The organism is Microvirga sp. 2TAF3, assembly GCF_052114965.1.
Lineage (GTDB): Bacteria > Pseudomonadota > Alphaproteobacteria > Rhizobiales > Beijerinckiaceae > Microvirga.
In genome coordinates this window covers 132,582-147,647 of the sequence record NZ_JBFRFT010000009.1, presented here as the reverse complement: position 1 = coordinate 147,647, position 15,066 = coordinate 132,582, and the positions used below count along the sequence as shown (strand labels likewise).

19 protein-coding genes and 1 tRNA gene are annotated in these 15,066 nt (G+C 61.4%); 16 read left to right on the top strand and 4 right to left on the bottom strand.

What is annotated here, in order from left to right; all coding sequences use genetic code 11:
* Positions 1–112 precede the first annotated feature (112 nt).
* Positions 113–202 (bottom strand) — tRNA-Ser (locus tag AB4Y97_RS11520).
* Between the two features lie 200 nt (positions 203–402).
* On the opposite strand from AB4Y97_RS11520, the gene AB4Y97_RS11515 reads away from it, so the two are divergent.
* From AB4Y97_RS11515 to AB4Y97_RS11505, 3 genes are all read left to right on the top strand, one after another.
* Positions 403–723: a PetM family of cytochrome b6f complex subunit 7 gene (locus tag AB4Y97_RS11515; protein WP_441999186.1), complete on the top strand. Its 321-nt coding sequence runs from the start codon at positions 403–405 to the stop codon at positions 721–723.
* 96 nt (positions 724–819) lie between these two features.
* Entirely contained in the window at positions 820–1,479 is a 660-nt protein-coding gene (gene msrA, locus AB4Y97_RS11510; RefSeq protein ID WP_441999185.1) for a peptide-methionine (S)-S-oxide reductase MsrA, read from the top strand.
* 42 nt (positions 1,480–1,521) lie between these two features.
* Positions 1,522–1,884: a YqhA family protein gene (locus AB4Y97_RS11505; RefSeq protein ID WP_441999184.1), complete on the top strand. Its 363-nt coding sequence runs from the start codon at positions 1,522–1,524 to the stop codon at positions 1,882–1,884.
* Here the strand turns inward: AB4Y97_RS11505 and mepA are convergent.
* A complete protein-coding gene (gene mepA / locus AB4Y97_RS11500; RefSeq protein ID WP_441999183.1) occupies positions 1,871–2,782 on the bottom strand; it encodes a penicillin-insensitive murein endopeptidase in 912 nt (303 codons plus the stop codon). The two genes, AB4Y97_RS11505 and mepA, sit on opposite strands and share 14 nt — an antisense overlap.
* Positions 2,783–2,985: 203 nt before the next feature.
* A complete protein-coding gene (locus AB4Y97_RS11495; protein WP_441999182.1) occupies positions 2,986–4,137 on the bottom strand; it encodes an SDR family oxidoreductase in 1,152 nt (383 codons plus the stop codon).
* 197 nt (positions 4,138–4,334) lie between these two features.
* On the opposite strand from AB4Y97_RS11495, the gene AB4Y97_RS11490 reads away from it, so the two are divergent.
* The 12 genes from AB4Y97_RS11490 (at position 4,335) to AB4Y97_RS11435 (ending at position 13,333) form a co-directional block, all read left to right on the top strand.
* Complete coding sequence (locus AB4Y97_RS11490) at positions 4,335–4,757, top strand: PRC-barrel domain-containing protein (RefSeq protein ID WP_441999205.1); 423 nt, start codon at positions 4,335–4,337, stop codon at positions 4,755–4,757.
* A 131-nt stretch (positions 4,758–4,888) separates the two neighbouring features.
* The gene (locus AB4Y97_RS11485; RefSeq protein WP_441999181.1) at positions 4,889–5,920 is read left to right on the top strand and encodes a hypothetical protein; all 1,032 of its coding nucleotides are present in this window, start codon (positions 4,889–4,891) and stop codon (positions 5,918–5,920) included.
* 255 nt (positions 5,921–6,175) lie between these two features.
* Positions 6,176–6,331: a hypothetical protein gene (locus tag AB4Y97_RS11480; protein WP_441999180.1), complete on the top strand. Its 156-nt coding sequence runs from the start codon at positions 6,176–6,178 to the stop codon at positions 6,329–6,331.
* A complete protein-coding gene (locus tag AB4Y97_RS11475; RefSeq protein WP_441999179.1) occupies positions 6,331–6,528 on the top strand; it encodes a hypothetical protein in 198 nt (65 codons plus the stop codon). The genes AB4Y97_RS11480 and AB4Y97_RS11475 overlap by 1 nt, the downstream gene beginning before the upstream one ends.
* On the top strand, positions 6,525–6,797 hold the full coding sequence (locus tag AB4Y97_RS11470; protein ID WP_441999178.1) for a hypothetical protein: 273 nt from the start codon (positions 6,525–6,527) through the stop codon (positions 6,795–6,797). Before AB4Y97_RS11475 ends, AB4Y97_RS11470 begins: the two co-directional genes overlap by 4 nt.
* An 80-nt stretch (positions 6,798–6,877) precedes the next feature.
* Entirely contained in the window at positions 6,878–7,744 is an 867-nt protein-coding gene (locus AB4Y97_RS11465; RefSeq protein WP_441999177.1) for a DMT family transporter, read from the top strand.
* Entirely contained in the window at positions 7,741–8,832 is a 1,092-nt protein-coding gene (locus AB4Y97_RS11460; protein WP_441999176.1) for an ATP-dependent DNA helicase, read from the top strand. The genes AB4Y97_RS11465 and AB4Y97_RS11460 overlap by 4 nt, the downstream gene beginning before the upstream one ends.
* 149 nt (positions 8,833–8,981) lie before the next feature.
* The gene (locus tag AB4Y97_RS11455) at positions 8,982–9,755 is read left to right on the top strand and encodes a sensor histidine kinase (RefSeq protein ID WP_441999175.1); all 774 of its coding nucleotides are present in this window, start codon (positions 8,982–8,984) and stop codon (positions 9,753–9,755) included.
* A gap of 22 nt (positions 9,756–9,777) precedes the next feature.
* Entirely contained in the window at positions 9,778–11,295 is a 1,518-nt protein-coding gene (locus tag AB4Y97_RS11450) for an RAD55 family ATPase (protein WP_441999174.1), read from the top strand.
* On the top strand, positions 11,292–11,648 hold the full coding sequence (locus AB4Y97_RS11445; RefSeq protein ID WP_441999173.1) for a response regulator: 357 nt from the start codon (positions 11,292–11,294) through the stop codon (positions 11,646–11,648). Before AB4Y97_RS11450 ends, AB4Y97_RS11445 begins: the two co-directional genes overlap by 4 nt.
* A gap of 104 nt (positions 11,649–11,752) precedes the next feature.
* On the top strand, positions 11,753–11,926 hold the full coding sequence (locus tag AB4Y97_RS11440; protein ID WP_441999172.1) for a DUF1328 domain-containing protein: 174 nt from the start codon (positions 11,753–11,755) through the stop codon (positions 11,924–11,926).
* Between the two features lie 318 nt (positions 11,927–12,244).
* Positions 12,245–13,333, top strand: coding sequence for a TRAP transporter substrate-binding protein (locus AB4Y97_RS11435; protein ID WP_441999171.1), 1,089 nt, complete (start codon positions 12,245–12,247; stop codon positions 13,331–13,333).
* Positions 13,334–13,387: 54 nt separating this feature from the next.
* On the opposite strand, the gene AB4Y97_RS11430 is transcribed toward AB4Y97_RS11435, so the two are convergent.
* Entirely contained in the window at positions 13,388–14,224 is an 837-nt protein-coding gene (locus tag AB4Y97_RS11430) for a lytic murein transglycosylase (RefSeq protein WP_441999170.1), read from the bottom strand.
* Positions 14,225–14,360: 136 nt separating this feature from the next.
* Here AB4Y97_RS11430 and AB4Y97_RS11425 point away from each other — a divergent pair, with 136 nt between their 5' ends.
* Complete coding sequence (locus tag AB4Y97_RS11425; protein ID WP_441999169.1) at positions 14,361–14,996, top strand: hypothetical protein; 636 nt, start codon at positions 14,361–14,363, stop codon at positions 14,994–14,996.
* Positions 14,997–15,066: the final 70 nt, after the last annotated feature.

Genomic DNA, 15,066 nt, shown 5'->3' with positions numbered 1-15,066 from the left:
TGGGGCCGGCCAGCATCAGAGAATAGTTATCCGGAAATTGTCTAAAAGATACCGCGACTTGCTAGTATTAGTCCTGAGGGAAAAAAGTCTACAATATCAGAGACTTAGATAATGGCGGAGGGAGAGGGATTCGAACCCTCGATACGGTTTCCCGTATACACACTTTCCAGGCGTGCGCCTTCAACCACTCGGCCACCCCTCCTGAATGAGCTCTTGGCTCGCTCGTCCGTGCCAGCTTTCGAGAGAAGCGAAGGCAGGATCGAGCCCGCGACGTGCGGAGGGGTCCGTGTATCGCTAAATGCATGCGAAAGGCAAGATCGAACTTATAAGAAGTTGGCGGGATCGCTTTGCCTTTGTGACAAAACGCCCTAAAATACCTATCCGTTTGGGGAGGGGTGGCTTGTGAAGTTTCTGGCGCGTAGTTTGGGCCTTCTGCTGGTCGCGGCAGGTTTCGTCGGTTTGGTGATCGACGGCACGCGGTCGATCGTCAATAATGTCATATCGTTCACTCCTCTCGACGGCCTCATCAACATGCTCGTCCCGGGGGGCGTGCCTAATCTTCAGATGCGGGTGGCGCAGCGCTTTTATCCCTGGCTGTGGGACTCGTTCTTCGCTCCTTTCCTGCAGCTTCCCGCCTCGGTGACGGGTTTCCTGGTAGGGGCTTTCCTGCTCTGGCTCGGGCAGAAATCGATAGAGCCCATCGGATATCTGGCGGGGCGCTGATCGCGTCGGCGCGGCACCTTTTCACGGGATGGTGACGGGAGAGCTCTCCCGGCGCGGCAGAAAACGCTTACATTAGGGCGAAACGAGAGGCCCTCCATGTTCAGCTTCCGCAAGCGACTCGATCTGCCCACCCCGGCCGAGGCTCTGCCCGGCCGCGCTTCGCCCCTGCCGACGGCAGAAACACATTTTATTAATGGCCGATCACTTCAGCCGCCCTATCCCGAAGGCCTGGAGAGGGCTCTGTTCGGGCTCGGCTGTTTCTGGGGCGCAGAGCGCAAGTTCTGGCAGCTGGGCGATGGGATCTGGATTACGGCGGCCGGCTATGCTGCCGGGGTCACGCCCAATCCGACCTATGAAGAAGTTTGTACGGGCCTGACGGGACACAACGAGGTTGTGCTCGTCGTCTTCGATCCGAAAAAGATCTCCTATGAGACGCTGCTCAAGACCTTCTGGGAAAGCCATGACCCGACCCAAGGCATGCGCCAGGGCAATGATGCCGGTACGCAATATCGGTCCGGCATCTATGTCTTCGACGAGAGCCAGCGCAAGGCCGCGGAGGCATCGAAGGCAGCCTATGAGGAGGCGCTTGCGAGTCGAGGTTACGGGCCGGTCACGACCGAGATTCTCGATGCCGGTCCGTTCTATTTCGCCGAGGATTATCATCAGCAATATCTGGCCAAGAACCCGAATGGATATTGCGGGCTCGGCGGTACCGGCGTGACGTGCCAGATCGGGACCGGCATCGCGGCCGCATGAGATCTCACATCTGATACGCCATCACGGCATCCACTCGGCTTCATGATGGAGCCGGGTGATACCCGACTTCTCGATCGCTTCCTGTTCGCGAGCCGCCGGCTTATGGCGCCATTTTACGTGGGCTTGGTGATCTCGCTCGCGCTGCTGCTCGCGGCGGCCCTGCAGGCCCTGTTTCATTTCGTGACGCATGCGCTGCAGGCGACGGAATCGGATGTCATGCTCGGCGTCCTCACCCCTCATCGGCCTGCGTTGACGGGCAAGCGGCCTCTAAAACTCGGGCGCTTGAATAAGGACAGAGCAGACGCGATGACGAGAGCCGGAACGATGCGCTTATCCAACGAGGAGCATCGGCTTGATCCCAAAAGTGCATTCCACATTTGGGTCCGAGGCTCTAGGGCGCCATGAGAACGCGGCGACACTCCGGCGGAAGCTGAACGAGTGTCAGGGGCGGACGCGGCTTAGTCGGCTTCGGATGGAGCATCTCCGGCGTGAACCATTGCGCGAGATCCGCCCCGCAGCCATCGCCCGAAGGCGGTGGATTCTGATCGGCGCAGCTCCCATCGCCATCGGGGCAGGCAAGACGGATGTGGAAATGATAGTTGTGGCCGAATGTCGGCCGAACCTTCGTGAGCCATCCGCGATCCTGGCCAGCCTCTCGGCACAGGGCCTTCTTGATGGCGGGGTTCACGAAAATGCGTGCCACTTGGCGCTCCATTGCCGTGGCGCGAATGAGGGCCATGTGCTGCGGCGTCCAGGCTTGCGGATCCACGTCGAGCCAGTCGGAGCGCACTACATTGGTGGCCGAAAGCTCCTCTCGCTCGGCACGGGTCAGGCGGCGTGACGGCATGGGCGTCAGCCAGACATCAGCATCGAGTCCGATTTGGTGGGAAGCGTGCCCGGTGATCATCGGACCGCCGCGCGGCTGCGCGATATCGCCCATGAGAAGTCCCGGCCATCCATTGATCTGCGGAACCTTCGCCGACAGTCGCTGCAGAAACGCGATCAGATCCGGATGCCCCCAATTGCGGTTTCGCGATAGTCGCATCACCTGCCATGTTTCTCCGTCGATGGGGATCGCCATGGCGCCCGCGACGCAGCCTCGCGCATAGCTGCCGAGCGCGCGCGGCGGTAGGGCGGCAGGCTTCTCGCGGCGTCCGAACAGCTCCTTCGCGGCGAGGGACGGGTCGTCCGGATTGGCAAGGGGAGGGAGCGGCTTGGGATTAAGCGCTCCCTTGTCTTGCGCGAATGCGGAGCCGGCGACGAGGATGGCACAGGTCAAGACGAGGGTTCGAATCATATCCATGTGGCGAGGCTAGAGCATCGTACGCAAAAGTGGACCCGGTTTTGCGGCGATACGATGCTCTCATCCGGTGCTTTAGCGCGCATGCCTTAACTCCGAAACGGCTTAAGAATGGTTCATCTGGTCGCGCTGGGTAGAGGACGGGTAGAGGCGAGAAGCCGGGTCTATATGGCCGCCGGTCTTGTCTGCGAAAGCGCTCTGGACGATCAATGCCGCGGCTGCTGGCGACCACTTACGCCCATGCGCTGGGAGATGTGGCCCGGCCCGAAGCTAGGCTTGTCATGCCCGTTGCCGATGCGGCGCGTCACGACTTGGTAAGGGGATAGCCGTCGCCTGCGTCGTGGCTTGTTCCGGAACCCGGGTACGAGAAGGGCCGCGATGGCAGCTCCGATGCCCACGAGAATGGCGGCAGTGGCGACCGGATGAATTTGCGCCTCGAGGAGAAGGCTCGTCCTGCGCGGTTCATGAGGAAGGGACGAATAGACATCGCCGTCCTCGCGCGCGCGGTAGAGATTGTCGCGCATCTGTGCGCGTTCAGGCTGGTCGGTGGTTTGGGATGAGTAGCCGGTCCATTCCATGGCTCTATCGAGGAGCCGCGGCGCGACCTTGCCCATGGCACCGATGGCCCACCCGCCGAAACCGATCGTCAATTCGCGCCTCTGGTGCTCGGCCGAGAAGACGATGGCCTTCGCCACGAGATTGGGATCGTAGAGCGGCGGGGGCACGGCAGCTCCGTGGCCGAGATAGTTGCGCGCGTGCTCGACATAGGGCGTATCGATCGAGGACGGCTTGATCAGCGTCACCCAGACCGGCGCGCCTTCGCTCTCGAGCTCCATTCGCAGCCCATCGGTGAATCCCTTTACCGCGTGCTTGGATGCGGAATACTGGGTCTGTAGCATCATCGTCCGCTCGGAGAGGACGCTGCCCAGATTGATGATGGTGCCGCCCCGCTTGCGCAGGTGCTGGGCGGCGATGAGAGAGCCATTGACGACGCCCCAGTAGTTCACCTCGAAGAGCTGGCGATGATCCTGGATCGGGACCTCCTCCAAGGTCCCGTAGATGGCCACTGCTGCGTCATTCACCCATGTGTCGAAGCCGCCGAAGGTCTTGATCGCCGCGTCGGCCACCTGCTCCAGCTCCTCGCGCTTGCTGACATCGGCGGGAACCGCGATGGCGCGTGTACCACTCTCGTTAAGCTCGTCGGCGATCCGGCGCAGGGCGTCTTCATTGCGGGCGACGAGCACAAGCCCCCTGGCTCCGCGGGAGACGAATTGCCGGGCCGCAGCAAGGCCGATGCCGCTGGACGCACCAGTAATCACGACGGCCTGATCCTCGACCGGCTTCTGGCGAAAGTTCATCGATCGGTTCCTCTATCCTCGTCGCTGTCCGCGAAACACAGGTCAACGTGACCAGGATAGAGGGGTTCCTTCGCAGGCCCGGCGCTGGGAATGACGTTGCGGAAATCTGGGAATGTCCGGAGCGTATGGAGGATAGCCGGAACCGGCTTTTTCGCCCGACGTTGCCCTGACATCTCACGGACATGAGGAGCAAGATGATGCAGACAACGGGACAAGCAACGGGACAAGGCAGCGACATTCGCGAAACCCACAGCCTCATTGCCAGCGACAAGGTCGAAGGAACGCCCGTACGCCGGACCGACGGCGACAAGATCGGGACCATCGAGCGTGTGATGATCGACAAGCGCTCAGGAAAGGTGGCCTACGCGGTCATGAGTTTCGGCGGCTTCATGGGGCTTGGCGAGGAGTATTATACGCTTCCCTGGGGCGTTCTGAAGTACAACACCCAGCTTGATGCTTATGAGCTCAACCTCACCGAGGATCAGCTGCGCGGGGCCCCACGGCGCACGGCGGAGGGGCACGATGCGTCCTATGACCGAGAATGGGAAGAGCATGTGCATCGCTACTACAACGCCACGCCCTATTGGGGCGACAGTGACCCGATGAGCAAGGGCCGTTGAGCGCTTCCTGAAACGACAATCGCCCGGCTTTCGCCGGGCGATTTTTATGCCGATGCACCGGGTGGCGGGTTTCCCCTCCATCCGCTGCATAGATCGGGACCGGCCTTTAGCGCTTCGATTTCGTGGAGCGCTTGCGGGCAGTCGTGGAACGCTTCGCGCCGACCGTGCCCGACTTCTTCGTCGAGGACGTGCGGCTCGTCGCGGCGGCGGCGCGCGCAGGGGACTTGCCAGAGCTGCGGGACTTGGTCGCCGAGCTCTTTGCAGCGCCGCGGCTCTTTGCAGCGCCGCGGGCCGAAGTCTTCTTGGCGGCCGAACGGGCCGAAGTCTTCGCGCCGGTGCGGGAAGCCGTCGAACGGGCGCTCTTCTTCGCAACCGCCTTCGATCCGCGAGCGGTCGTCGAACGGGCCGAAGTCGAACGCGAGGTCGCGGTCCGCTTGGCGGCCGACTTGGTCGACTTCGCTGCCGATTTGGCCGGAGCCTTCCTCGCAGAAGTCTTCTTTGCGGAAGTCTTCTTCGCAGTCGTCTTCTTGGCGCTGGCCTTCGTCGCAGACTTGGCTGCGGTCCGAGCCGAAGTCTTTGCCGCCGACTTGGCGGCAGTCCTGGCGGCCGCCTTCTTGGCGGTGGTCCGAGAGGTCGACTTCGCAGCCGTCTTGGTTCCCGCCTTCTTCGAGGCAGCGCTCCGCGAGGTGGTCTTCGCTGCGCTCTTTGCAGTGCTCTTGGCCGCGCTCTTACGGGACGAGGTGCCCGTCGATTTCGCAGCGGGTTTGCGGGCCGTCGTAGCGCCAGTCTTCTTGGCACCGGACTTCGCGCTCTTCTTGCTGGTCGAGCCGCGGCGAGCGCTGCCCTTCTTCGTAGATTTGGTGCTGGTCGCACCAGAGTCACCCGTGAACAGCATCGTCAGCGGGTTTGACTTGTCGTCTGTCGGCATAGCCGCCTCCTTCAAGGGCCTTCGCGTGCAACCGTCACGCTTGCAAGGCAACGTCGTTATACCAAGCGGGTTCCGATTAACGGAAAGTGTAGAAAGTAAAACAAGCACATTTTCTGTGGATACTTTTCTCGGAGTCCTGCTTTCCGACTTGTGTGCGGAGGGCGGAATGCATCGCGCAATACTCGCGAGAGTGAGTCTGTACCGGCGGAAACGTCATCACGAGAACTTGCCATAACGGTGACAATTGTCCTGTCATATCAATGCGTTACCTGATATCTTCTAATGAAGTCGAGTCATGAGACGAAGCGTGATGCTCTCCATATGTACAGGCATAGCATTCGCGCGTACCACCGCATTCGCGCGTCATGGATGGGGCAGTTACGACGCATCGAAAATTTTGCCGATCGGTGCCCCGTGATGCACCTCAGCTGGCAAAATCCGCATGTGCGTGTGGGTGTGAATCACGACAATGCCATGTGGGAGGTCGTTCTTGCCCCTCTTTTTCGGTTCGCTGCGCGGTTTGAGCCTGGACACGCTCAAGGTTGGCGCTTGGGTTCGCGTCGGGGGCTTTCCCTCGACGCGCGTTGAGCACGAACTGCACGCGGAACGGATCACGGTCGTCGGCAAGATCTTCGATCTGCGCTGATGATCGGGCTCTATGCCGATGGCCTAAGGGTCCTGGAGCAGTCAGGTCCCGGCCGTCTCGCACGCCAGTCTTCATGGATCTACCCGTTTGCCGACGTCATGCATGTCCTCGGCGCCGCCTTCGTTGTCGGCGCAATCGCTGTATTCGATTGCGCATTGGTCTTCCGGCGTTTCGAGGACGCTGCGCATCGGACGTGACGCCATCCCCATTCGGCCTTGCGATTCAGATCGTCAGGGGACCCGTGCTTCTCGCTGCGGAGGAAACACATCTCGGCGTCAACCCGGCCTTTTACGCCAAGCTGGTCTTCATCGCGGTCGGGCGCGTGAATGTTCGGCATCTTTCAGCCCGGTTTGGCGGCGCGTTGTGGACCGGATCATTGACCGGCACAGCATGGCCCTCGGCCTTCGTGTCGCTTGCAACCCGGATCCTTGGCCTCGGCGCCAGGCGCATGATCGCCTATCTGTAAAGAGCCTTCACGGCGGGCATTCAAGGCGCTAAGCCAGGGGAAACCTTGTCCCGCCGAACCTTTCCCTGGACCATATCGCCGTGTCCCATCGCAGCATTCTCGCCGTCGTCTTCTGGATGAGCGGTGCGCTTCTGTCCTTCTCCGCAGCCGCCGTCTCCGTGCGGGCGCTGTCACCGACATTTTCGGTGTTCGAGATCCTGTCGATCCGCAACGCGTCGGGAATCCTGTTCCTTCTGGGGCTCGCGCTCGTCCGGCCCGGCCTGCGTTGCGGGTTGAAGCCGCATCGGCTCGGCCTTCACCTCACCCGCAACACGCTGCACTTCGCGAGCACGGCGGCGTGGGCATACAGCCTCACGATCCTGCCTCTCGCAACCGTCTTCGCGCTCGAGTTCACGACCCCCGGCTGGGTGGCGCTGCTGGCGATCCCGTTCTTGAATGAAAGGCTGACCAGGGGACGTCTCGTCGCCGTCGTGTCCGGCTTCGTGGGTGTTCTCGTCATCCTGCGCCCCGGCTCGGAGTCGGTGCAGCCGGCAAGCCTGATGGTGCTTGCCGTCGCCTTCACCTTCGCCATCGTTTCAATCGTTACGAAGCGCCTCACCATGACCGAGAGCACCTTCTCGATCATTTTCCTCATGAATCTGATCCAGCTGCCCCTGAACCTCGCGGGATCGGGCTGGGGCTTCTGGCACAGGGTCGATGTGTCCCAGGCCCTGCCGCTCACCGGCATCTGCGCCGGAGGGCTGCTCTCGCATTATTGCCTGACGAACGCCTATCGCCATGGCGATGCAAGCATGGTCGTGCCGCTCGATTTCCTGCGCATCCCGCTGATCGCCTTCGCCGGCTGGAGGCTTTATGGTGAGCGGCTCGATCCTTATGTATTCATCGGCAGCGCCTGCATCATCGCGGGCCTTCTCTATTCCCTGCGCCGCGAGGCAAAATCCTCATGACATGGTCCCCGCAACAGGATGCCGCTTTGAAAGCCGTCGCCGATTGGCTGCGCAGGGGCGACAGGCCCGTCTTCCGGCTGTTCGGCTATGCGGGCACGGGAAAGACGACACTCGCCCGACACATCGCCGAGGGCGTAGATGGCGAGGTCGCCTTCGGCGCGTATACGGGCAAGGCGGCCCTCGTCCTGCGCTCGAAGGGCTGCACGGATGCCTCCACCATCCATTCGATGATCTACCGCTCGCGCGAGTCCGACGAGGGCGGGCCGCAATTCGTGCTCAATCGCCAGAGCCCGGCCGCCAAGGCGGATCTCATCGTCATCGACGAATGTTCGATGGTGGATGAGGAACTGGGGCGCGATCTGCTCTCGTTCGGCCAGCCCGTCCTCGTGCTCGGCGATCCGGCGCAGTTGCCTCCGGTGAAGGGCGGCGGATTCTTCACGGAGGCGGAACCCGACGTGATGCTTACCGAGGTGCATCGCCAGGCGGAGGACAATCCCATCATCCATATGTCGATGAAGGTGCGGGAAGGGGGGCGATTGGAACCTGGAACCTATGGCGAGAGCCGCATCATCCGCCGCCGGGAGATCGATGCCGGCATGGTGATGGAGGCGGATCAGGTTCTGGTCGGCCTCAATAAGACGCGCCGTCTTTACAATACCCGCCTGCGCGAGCTTAACGGCTATCGCGATCCGATGCCGGCGGCAGGCGAGAAGCTCGTCTGCCTGCGTAACGACAAGACGAAAGGCCTGCTCAACGGCGGCACCTGGAACATCCAGGCCTTGCGCGGCATCCGCAACGACTTCATCCGCATGGACGTGCTGCCCGACGACGACGGCCGCCGAAAGGCCGTCGAGGTGTCGGTTCACAAGGCCTTCTTCGAGGGGGCGGAGGAGGAGGTTCCCTTCGTCCTGCGCCGCGAGTCCGACGAGTTCACTTACGGGTACGCGCTCACCGTTCACAAAGCCCAAGGCTCGCAATGGGACGATCTCATGCTGTTCGACGAGTCGTACGCCTTCCGCGAACACCGCAGCCGCTGGCTCTATACGGCTCTGACGCGTGCTGCCGAAAAAGTGACCGTGGTGATGTGAGAAGTCATGCGTCGCAGAGTTTCAGGTTTTCTTGTGCTCCTGCAGGCATTGAACTCTCCCCGCCTGCGCCCTATCCCTAGGGCAGGCGGCTTCATATGGGATGTTGGTCCGTCGGCGGAGACGCCTCGTTGATGGATAGTCCGAAACAGATGGTGTCAAACGACCAATCGCAGAAGCGCGCCATTGAGGCGCTGGAACGCCAAGTGACGGAGTTGCAGGACGCGGTCGCCGCTCGCGATGCCTTCCTGGCCGTCGCCGCTCACGAGCTGCGCAATCCGATGACGCCGATCCTCGCGCATGTTCAGCGGTTGCGGCGCATCGCCGATGAGCCTGACCGTTCCAATTCCGATCTCGCCCGCGGCCTTGGCCGTCTCGAGACGCTGGTCGAGCATTATGTGCGGCGCGCGACCGCGCTTCTCGAAGTGTCGCGCATGACCACCGGCAAGCTCAGCCTCCAGCTCGAGACATTCGATCTTGCCGCATTGGCGAGGGAGGTCGCCGGGGCCCTGACACCCGCGGCCCATTACGTAGGCTCCTCCATCGCGATCGATGTTCCGGACAGCCTTTTCGTCCACCTCGACCGCTTGGCAATGGAGCAAATTCTCGACAATCTGATCTCGAACGCGGTGAAGTACGGTCTCGGCCGTCCCATCTATCTGCATCTCCGATCCGACCCTGAAAGCGTGGTCCTCGAGGTGCGGGATCAGGGCGTCGGGATTTCAGCCCGCGATCAGTCCCGGATCTTCGACCGTTTCGAGCGGGCGGCGACCCAAGGGGTTGCCATTGGTGGCTTCGGAGTCGGATTATGGGTCGTCGGGCAATTGGTAGAGGCGATGAGAGCAGATATTCGGATACGCAGTGCGCCTGGACAAGGAACGACCTTCACGCTCCACCTGCCGAATCACGAAACGGAACAAGCATGATGAACGACATTAGGAACGCAAGGTGAACGACCGGGGCATCGACAAGCTTCCGACAGGAATCCGGGGTCTGGACACGATCCTTCAGGGTGGGGTCCTGCGCGGCGGCATCTACATCGTTCAAGGCACGCCCGGCGCAGGCAAGACGATCCTGGGCAACCAGCTCTGCTTCAACCATGCGGCAAAGGGCGGACGGGCGCTCTATGTCACCCTGCTCGCCGAAACGCATGGGCGCATGCTGGCTCATATCGGACAACTCGCCTTCTTCGACGAGGCGTCGATTCCAGATGGTGTCTCCTATCTCAGTGCCTTTCGTATTCTGGAGACGGAGGGGCTGAAGGGGCTCACCGAGGCATTGCGGCGTGAAATCCGCGCAAGGCAGGTCGACCTTCTCATTCTGGACGGATTGGTCTCGGCGGAGGAAACTGCGGGCACACCTCGCGAGTTCAAGAAATTCATTCATGAACTTCAGATCCAGGCGGATCTCGCGGATTGCACCATGGTCTTGCTGACCAGCGCCGCAGCCGATCAAGGCTTTGCCTCCGCCGAGCATACCATGGTGGATGGTCTCATCGAGCTGCGCAGCGTGCTTCACAGGCGGCGTTCAGAGCGCGAACTCCTGGTCCATAAGATGCGGGGCGGTGACTTCATGCGTGGGCTCCACTCCTTCCAGGTTACGGATGCTGGCATTGTGGTCCAGCCGCGCATCGAGGCCTTGCTCGTTGAACCGAGCCGCCCGATCGAGGTGGATGGTCCGAAGCTTTCTACGGGCATTCACATGCTCGACGGCATGCTCGGCGGAGGACTCCATCGCCATTCGACGACACTGCTCATGGGCGCCGCCGGCTCTGGCAAGAGCACGGTCGGCCACCAGTTCCTCGGAACCGGTGACGAGCAAGGGGTCTATCTCAGCTTCGACGAGAGCCCGGAATCAATCCGTTTCAAGGCGCATTCGCTGAATCTGACCGTCGCCCGTCATTTCGACTCAGGACAGGTCGAAATCCTCTGGCAGCCGTCGACGGAAGGAAACTTCGACGAGGTCTGCATACGGCTGTTGGACAGGGTCCGCACGCAGGGCGCGAAACGCATCTTCATCGACGGGATCAACGACTTTCTGCAGATGACGGGGGAGCAGAGCCGCATTGGCCCCTCGCTCACCGCATTGGCGAACGAGTTCCGTGCGCTGGGCGCCACGATGCTCGGAACCTTCGAGCTCGATTTCAACGGCATCGTGCCCGGCCAGCCGCTGGCGAGCCTCCCCATCGTGGGGCTGTCGCCGATTGCCGAAAACATCGTGCTTATGCGCCTTGCCGCTTTAGGAGCCGATATCCATCGGCTGATTGTGGTGCTCAAGGCCCGCGACAGCGCTATCCAGCCTCGGTTTCGACGCTACGACATCACGACGCGCGGGATCGAAATCGAAGCCGACTCGATACAGGCCGATCTCGTCCTGAATGAACTCGTTCGCCAGACGGGCGCTGTGCCGGCGCCTTTCACGGTGCCGCTCTTCGCTCCCGACGAGCCCTCGGGAGACAGCACGTGAAGACTATCCTCGTGGTTGATGACGAGTGGGCGGTCGCAGAGGTGCTCGAAGCGCTCCTCGGCGACGAAGGCTATCGCGTCATCGTCGCCAACAACGGAAAGCAGGGGCTCGAGCGCCTTGCCGAGTGGCCTCCGGATCTCATCATCGTCGACTTCATGATGCCGATCATGGATGGACCGGCGATGCTTGCCGCCCTCACGGCGAACCCTGGCACATCCGGCATCCCTGTCATCGTGATGAGTTCGCTGCCCGAGGAAACCGTTGCGCAGCGCAGTTCCGGATATAAGACCTTCCTGCGCAAACCTTTCCGTATCGCCGCCGTCCTCGAAGCCATCGCCAAGGCCTTGGGTTGATCACCTGCCGAGAGCTAGGCGCTGGCCTTGGGTCCGGATGGAACCCGAATGGTCCTGAGACTTTATGTCTTTTGAGGCGACCATTTTCCCGGAAAGCGACAATCATGCTCAAATGGGCCCTAATCTTTCTCGTCATCTCCCTCGTTGCAGGTGCGTTGGGATTCACGGGTGTCGCTTCCGGGGCTAAAACCATCGCCAAGGTTCTTTTCGGCCTCTTCCTCGTGCTGTTCATCATCCTGCTGCTCCTGGCTTGGGGAGCAGGGGAGTTGATGACCTAGAGCATTTTCAGGAACCGAAGACTCGCGTCAACGCAACGTGGGGAACCGTTTCCCCGCCCGAAAAATGGGCGGCCCACCTCTGTGAGAGCGGTTTGCTTCCTACCAAAAGCCATTGAAAACCGACTGGCCGCCCAGCTTGTCATTCCATCCCGGTGTGATGCATGCGTCTGACGCATGATGTCCCTGCTTTTATGGGCATGCCTCCTTCCGCTCGTGCCGTTATGAGGAGCTTGGTCAAACTGGTGTGTTTCCAGGTTGTGTTTTGAAACGTTCTGTCTTCAGCGCGTTGTGGAAACTCATATTGTGAAAGGAATCTCCATGAAGCGTCGCGCTTTTCTCCAGGCCGCCACAGTTGGAACGGCGGCAGGAGCGGTGGCCATGCCCGCCATCGCCCAGTCCTCTCCCGAGATCCGCTGGCGCCTCACCTCGGGCTTTCCGAAGTCGCTCGATACTCTCTTCGGCGGAGGTGAGCTTCTCGCCAAGTATGTCGCCGAGGCGACGGACGGCAAATTCCAGATTCAGCCTTTCGCGGCGGGCGAAATCGTCGGCACGCCGCAGGCGGCAGATGCGGTCGGCAACGGCACCGTCGAGATGGCGCATTCCTGCTCCTACTACTACATCGGCAAGGACCCGACCTTCGCCATCGGCACCAATCTGCCCTTCGGCCTGAATTCGCGTCAGACCAATGCCTGGCTCTATCACGGCGACGGCAACAAGCTGCTCAACGAGTTCTATTCCAAGTATAACCTTTTCGCGCTTCCCGCCGGCAATACCGGAGCCCAGATGGGCGGCTGGTTCCGCAAGGAGATCAAGACCGTCGACGACCTGAAGGGCCTCAAGATGCGCATCGCGGGTCTGGCGGGCCAGATCATGGCGAAGCTCGGCGTGGTGCCGCAGCAAATCGCGGGCGGAGATCTCTATCCCTCCCTCGAGCGCGGCACCATCGACGCCGCCGAGTGGGTCGCGCCTTATGACGACGAGAAGCTCGGCCTGAACAAGGTCGCGCCCTATTACTATTACCCCGGCTTCTGGGAAGGCGGCCCGGCGATTCATTTCTTCATCAATCTTGAGAAGTGGAACTCCCTGCCGAAGGCATACCAAGCGGCAGTGCAGGCGGCCGCGGGTTATGCGAATGTGGATACGCAGGCGAAATACGACGCCCGCAATCCCGCAGCTCTGCGCAGCCTGATCGGCGCGGGGGCGCAGCTACGGCCGTTCTCGCAGGAAATCATGGAAGCGGCCTACAAGGCGGCGAACGAGATCTACGACGAACTCTCCGCCTCCAACCCGAACTTCAAGAAGCTCTATGACAGTTACAAGGCGTTCCGCGGCGAGGAATATCTCTGGTTCCAGGTGGCCGAATACGCCTACGACAACTTCATGATCCGCGCTCGCGCCCGCGGCTGATCGATCGACAGGGTGGGCCTCGCAAAATGCCCACCCTTTTCTTCGGCGTGCGTCTTATTGGCTCACGCTGTCGTCCGAGATATCCCCATCGGACAGCCGCGTCGCGAAATAGCCCACGGTCTGCGAATAGACCTGCGACTTGTTCCATTGCCGCAAGGCTTCGAAATTGGGCGAGCCCGGCGACCAGGGGGCGCCTCTCATCCAGCCATGGCTTTTGAGATAGTTCGCCGTCGAGGCCAGAACGTCGGCAGGGCTGTGGAGAAGATCGGCCCGTCCATCCCCATCGAAGTCGATTGCGTACTTGATGTAGGAGGACGGCATGAACTGGGTCTGCCCGAGTTCTCCCGCCCAGGCGCCGCGCATCTCGCCGGGCCTGAGATCGCCGCGCTCGACAATTCGGAGAGCATCGAACAGATGCGCCTGGAACATCTCCGTACGCCTGCAGTCGAAAGCCAGCGTCGCCACGGAACGGATGGTCGCCATATTGCCTTTCACGGCGCCGAAATCGCTCTCCAGCCCCCAGATCGCGACCAGCACCGGGCCAGGAACGCCGTATTGCTGTTCGATGCGCGCAAGGGTGCCCGCGTGCCTCCTGAGAAGCGCTGCGCCGGTCTTGAGGCGGTAGGGCGATACCATGCGACCTGCGAATTGCTCGAAACTCTGCTTGAAGACGCCTTGGCCGCGGTCTTTCCTGATGACGGTCTGATCGAAGGAAACACCCGACAGTCCGGCATTGACGGCATCCGGCGCAATGCCTTGCTGAATCGCCTCCTGGCGGATATCGCCGAGCCATTTCTCGAAGCCGGCGGGATCCCGGCAGGTGGCCGCAGAAGCTTGGCCAGCCGTCATCAGGCTCGCTGCAACGATCGAAACGCGCAACATGGCGGACATCCGTCATCTCCCACTTTCGCCAAAGTCTCAGGGCGAGGTAGGGCCCGAACAGGTCAACTCAAGAGGACGCGTCCGGCAACTCGAAGCCGTTGAAAGCGTTCTTTCATGAAGGATAGTTTCGCCCTTGGAGATCTTCATGTTGCCCTGGAAGCGTCTGATCAGGCTGTCGCCGTGCCTGGGCACCGTGGTGGCGCTTCTTATCGCATCGACTGCCGACAGCCATGCTTCGCTGCGCATGCAGAACGATCCGAATGTGCCGGAAGTTGTCCGCTTCGAGCGTGCGACGGATGAAACCCGGGTCGTCGGCCAAATCACTTCGAGCCTTTGTTTCATCCTCTCTTTGCCGCAGGAATGGCGGCTGGCCGCGAGCGACGATCTGAAGATGAGTCTGTCCGCCATGTCCGCCGCGGCCGAGCTTGAGACGTTCGTGCGCTCCGCCCGGGAGGTAAAGGACCGGCCGGAGCCTGACCTTGCAAGCCGAGATGCCGCGTTTCTGCAGCGTGACCATGAAAATCTCTTCGGCCGGCCCGCCCAGGCGGTGACCCTGGCTTCCCTGTCGTCGGGGGCCACGCGCTGGACCGCGACCTGGGTCGATGCCAACCTTCCCTCGGCGTCGCATGCGGTGACGGTAGAAACCTTCATCGTTCCTATCTCGAAGGATTGGCTGCTCGAACTCTCCCTGTCCAACGTCGAAACGCGCGCAGCCTATGAAACGCTCGTAGAGAAGGTCCTTTCCGGTTTGAAGCTGGGGCAGGGAGGCGAGTGCCGGTAGCTCGCTCTTCAAGATCCTCATCCTGCGTCGGAAAATTTATCTTTGCGCCTCGGTCATATTCCGTTCCGCA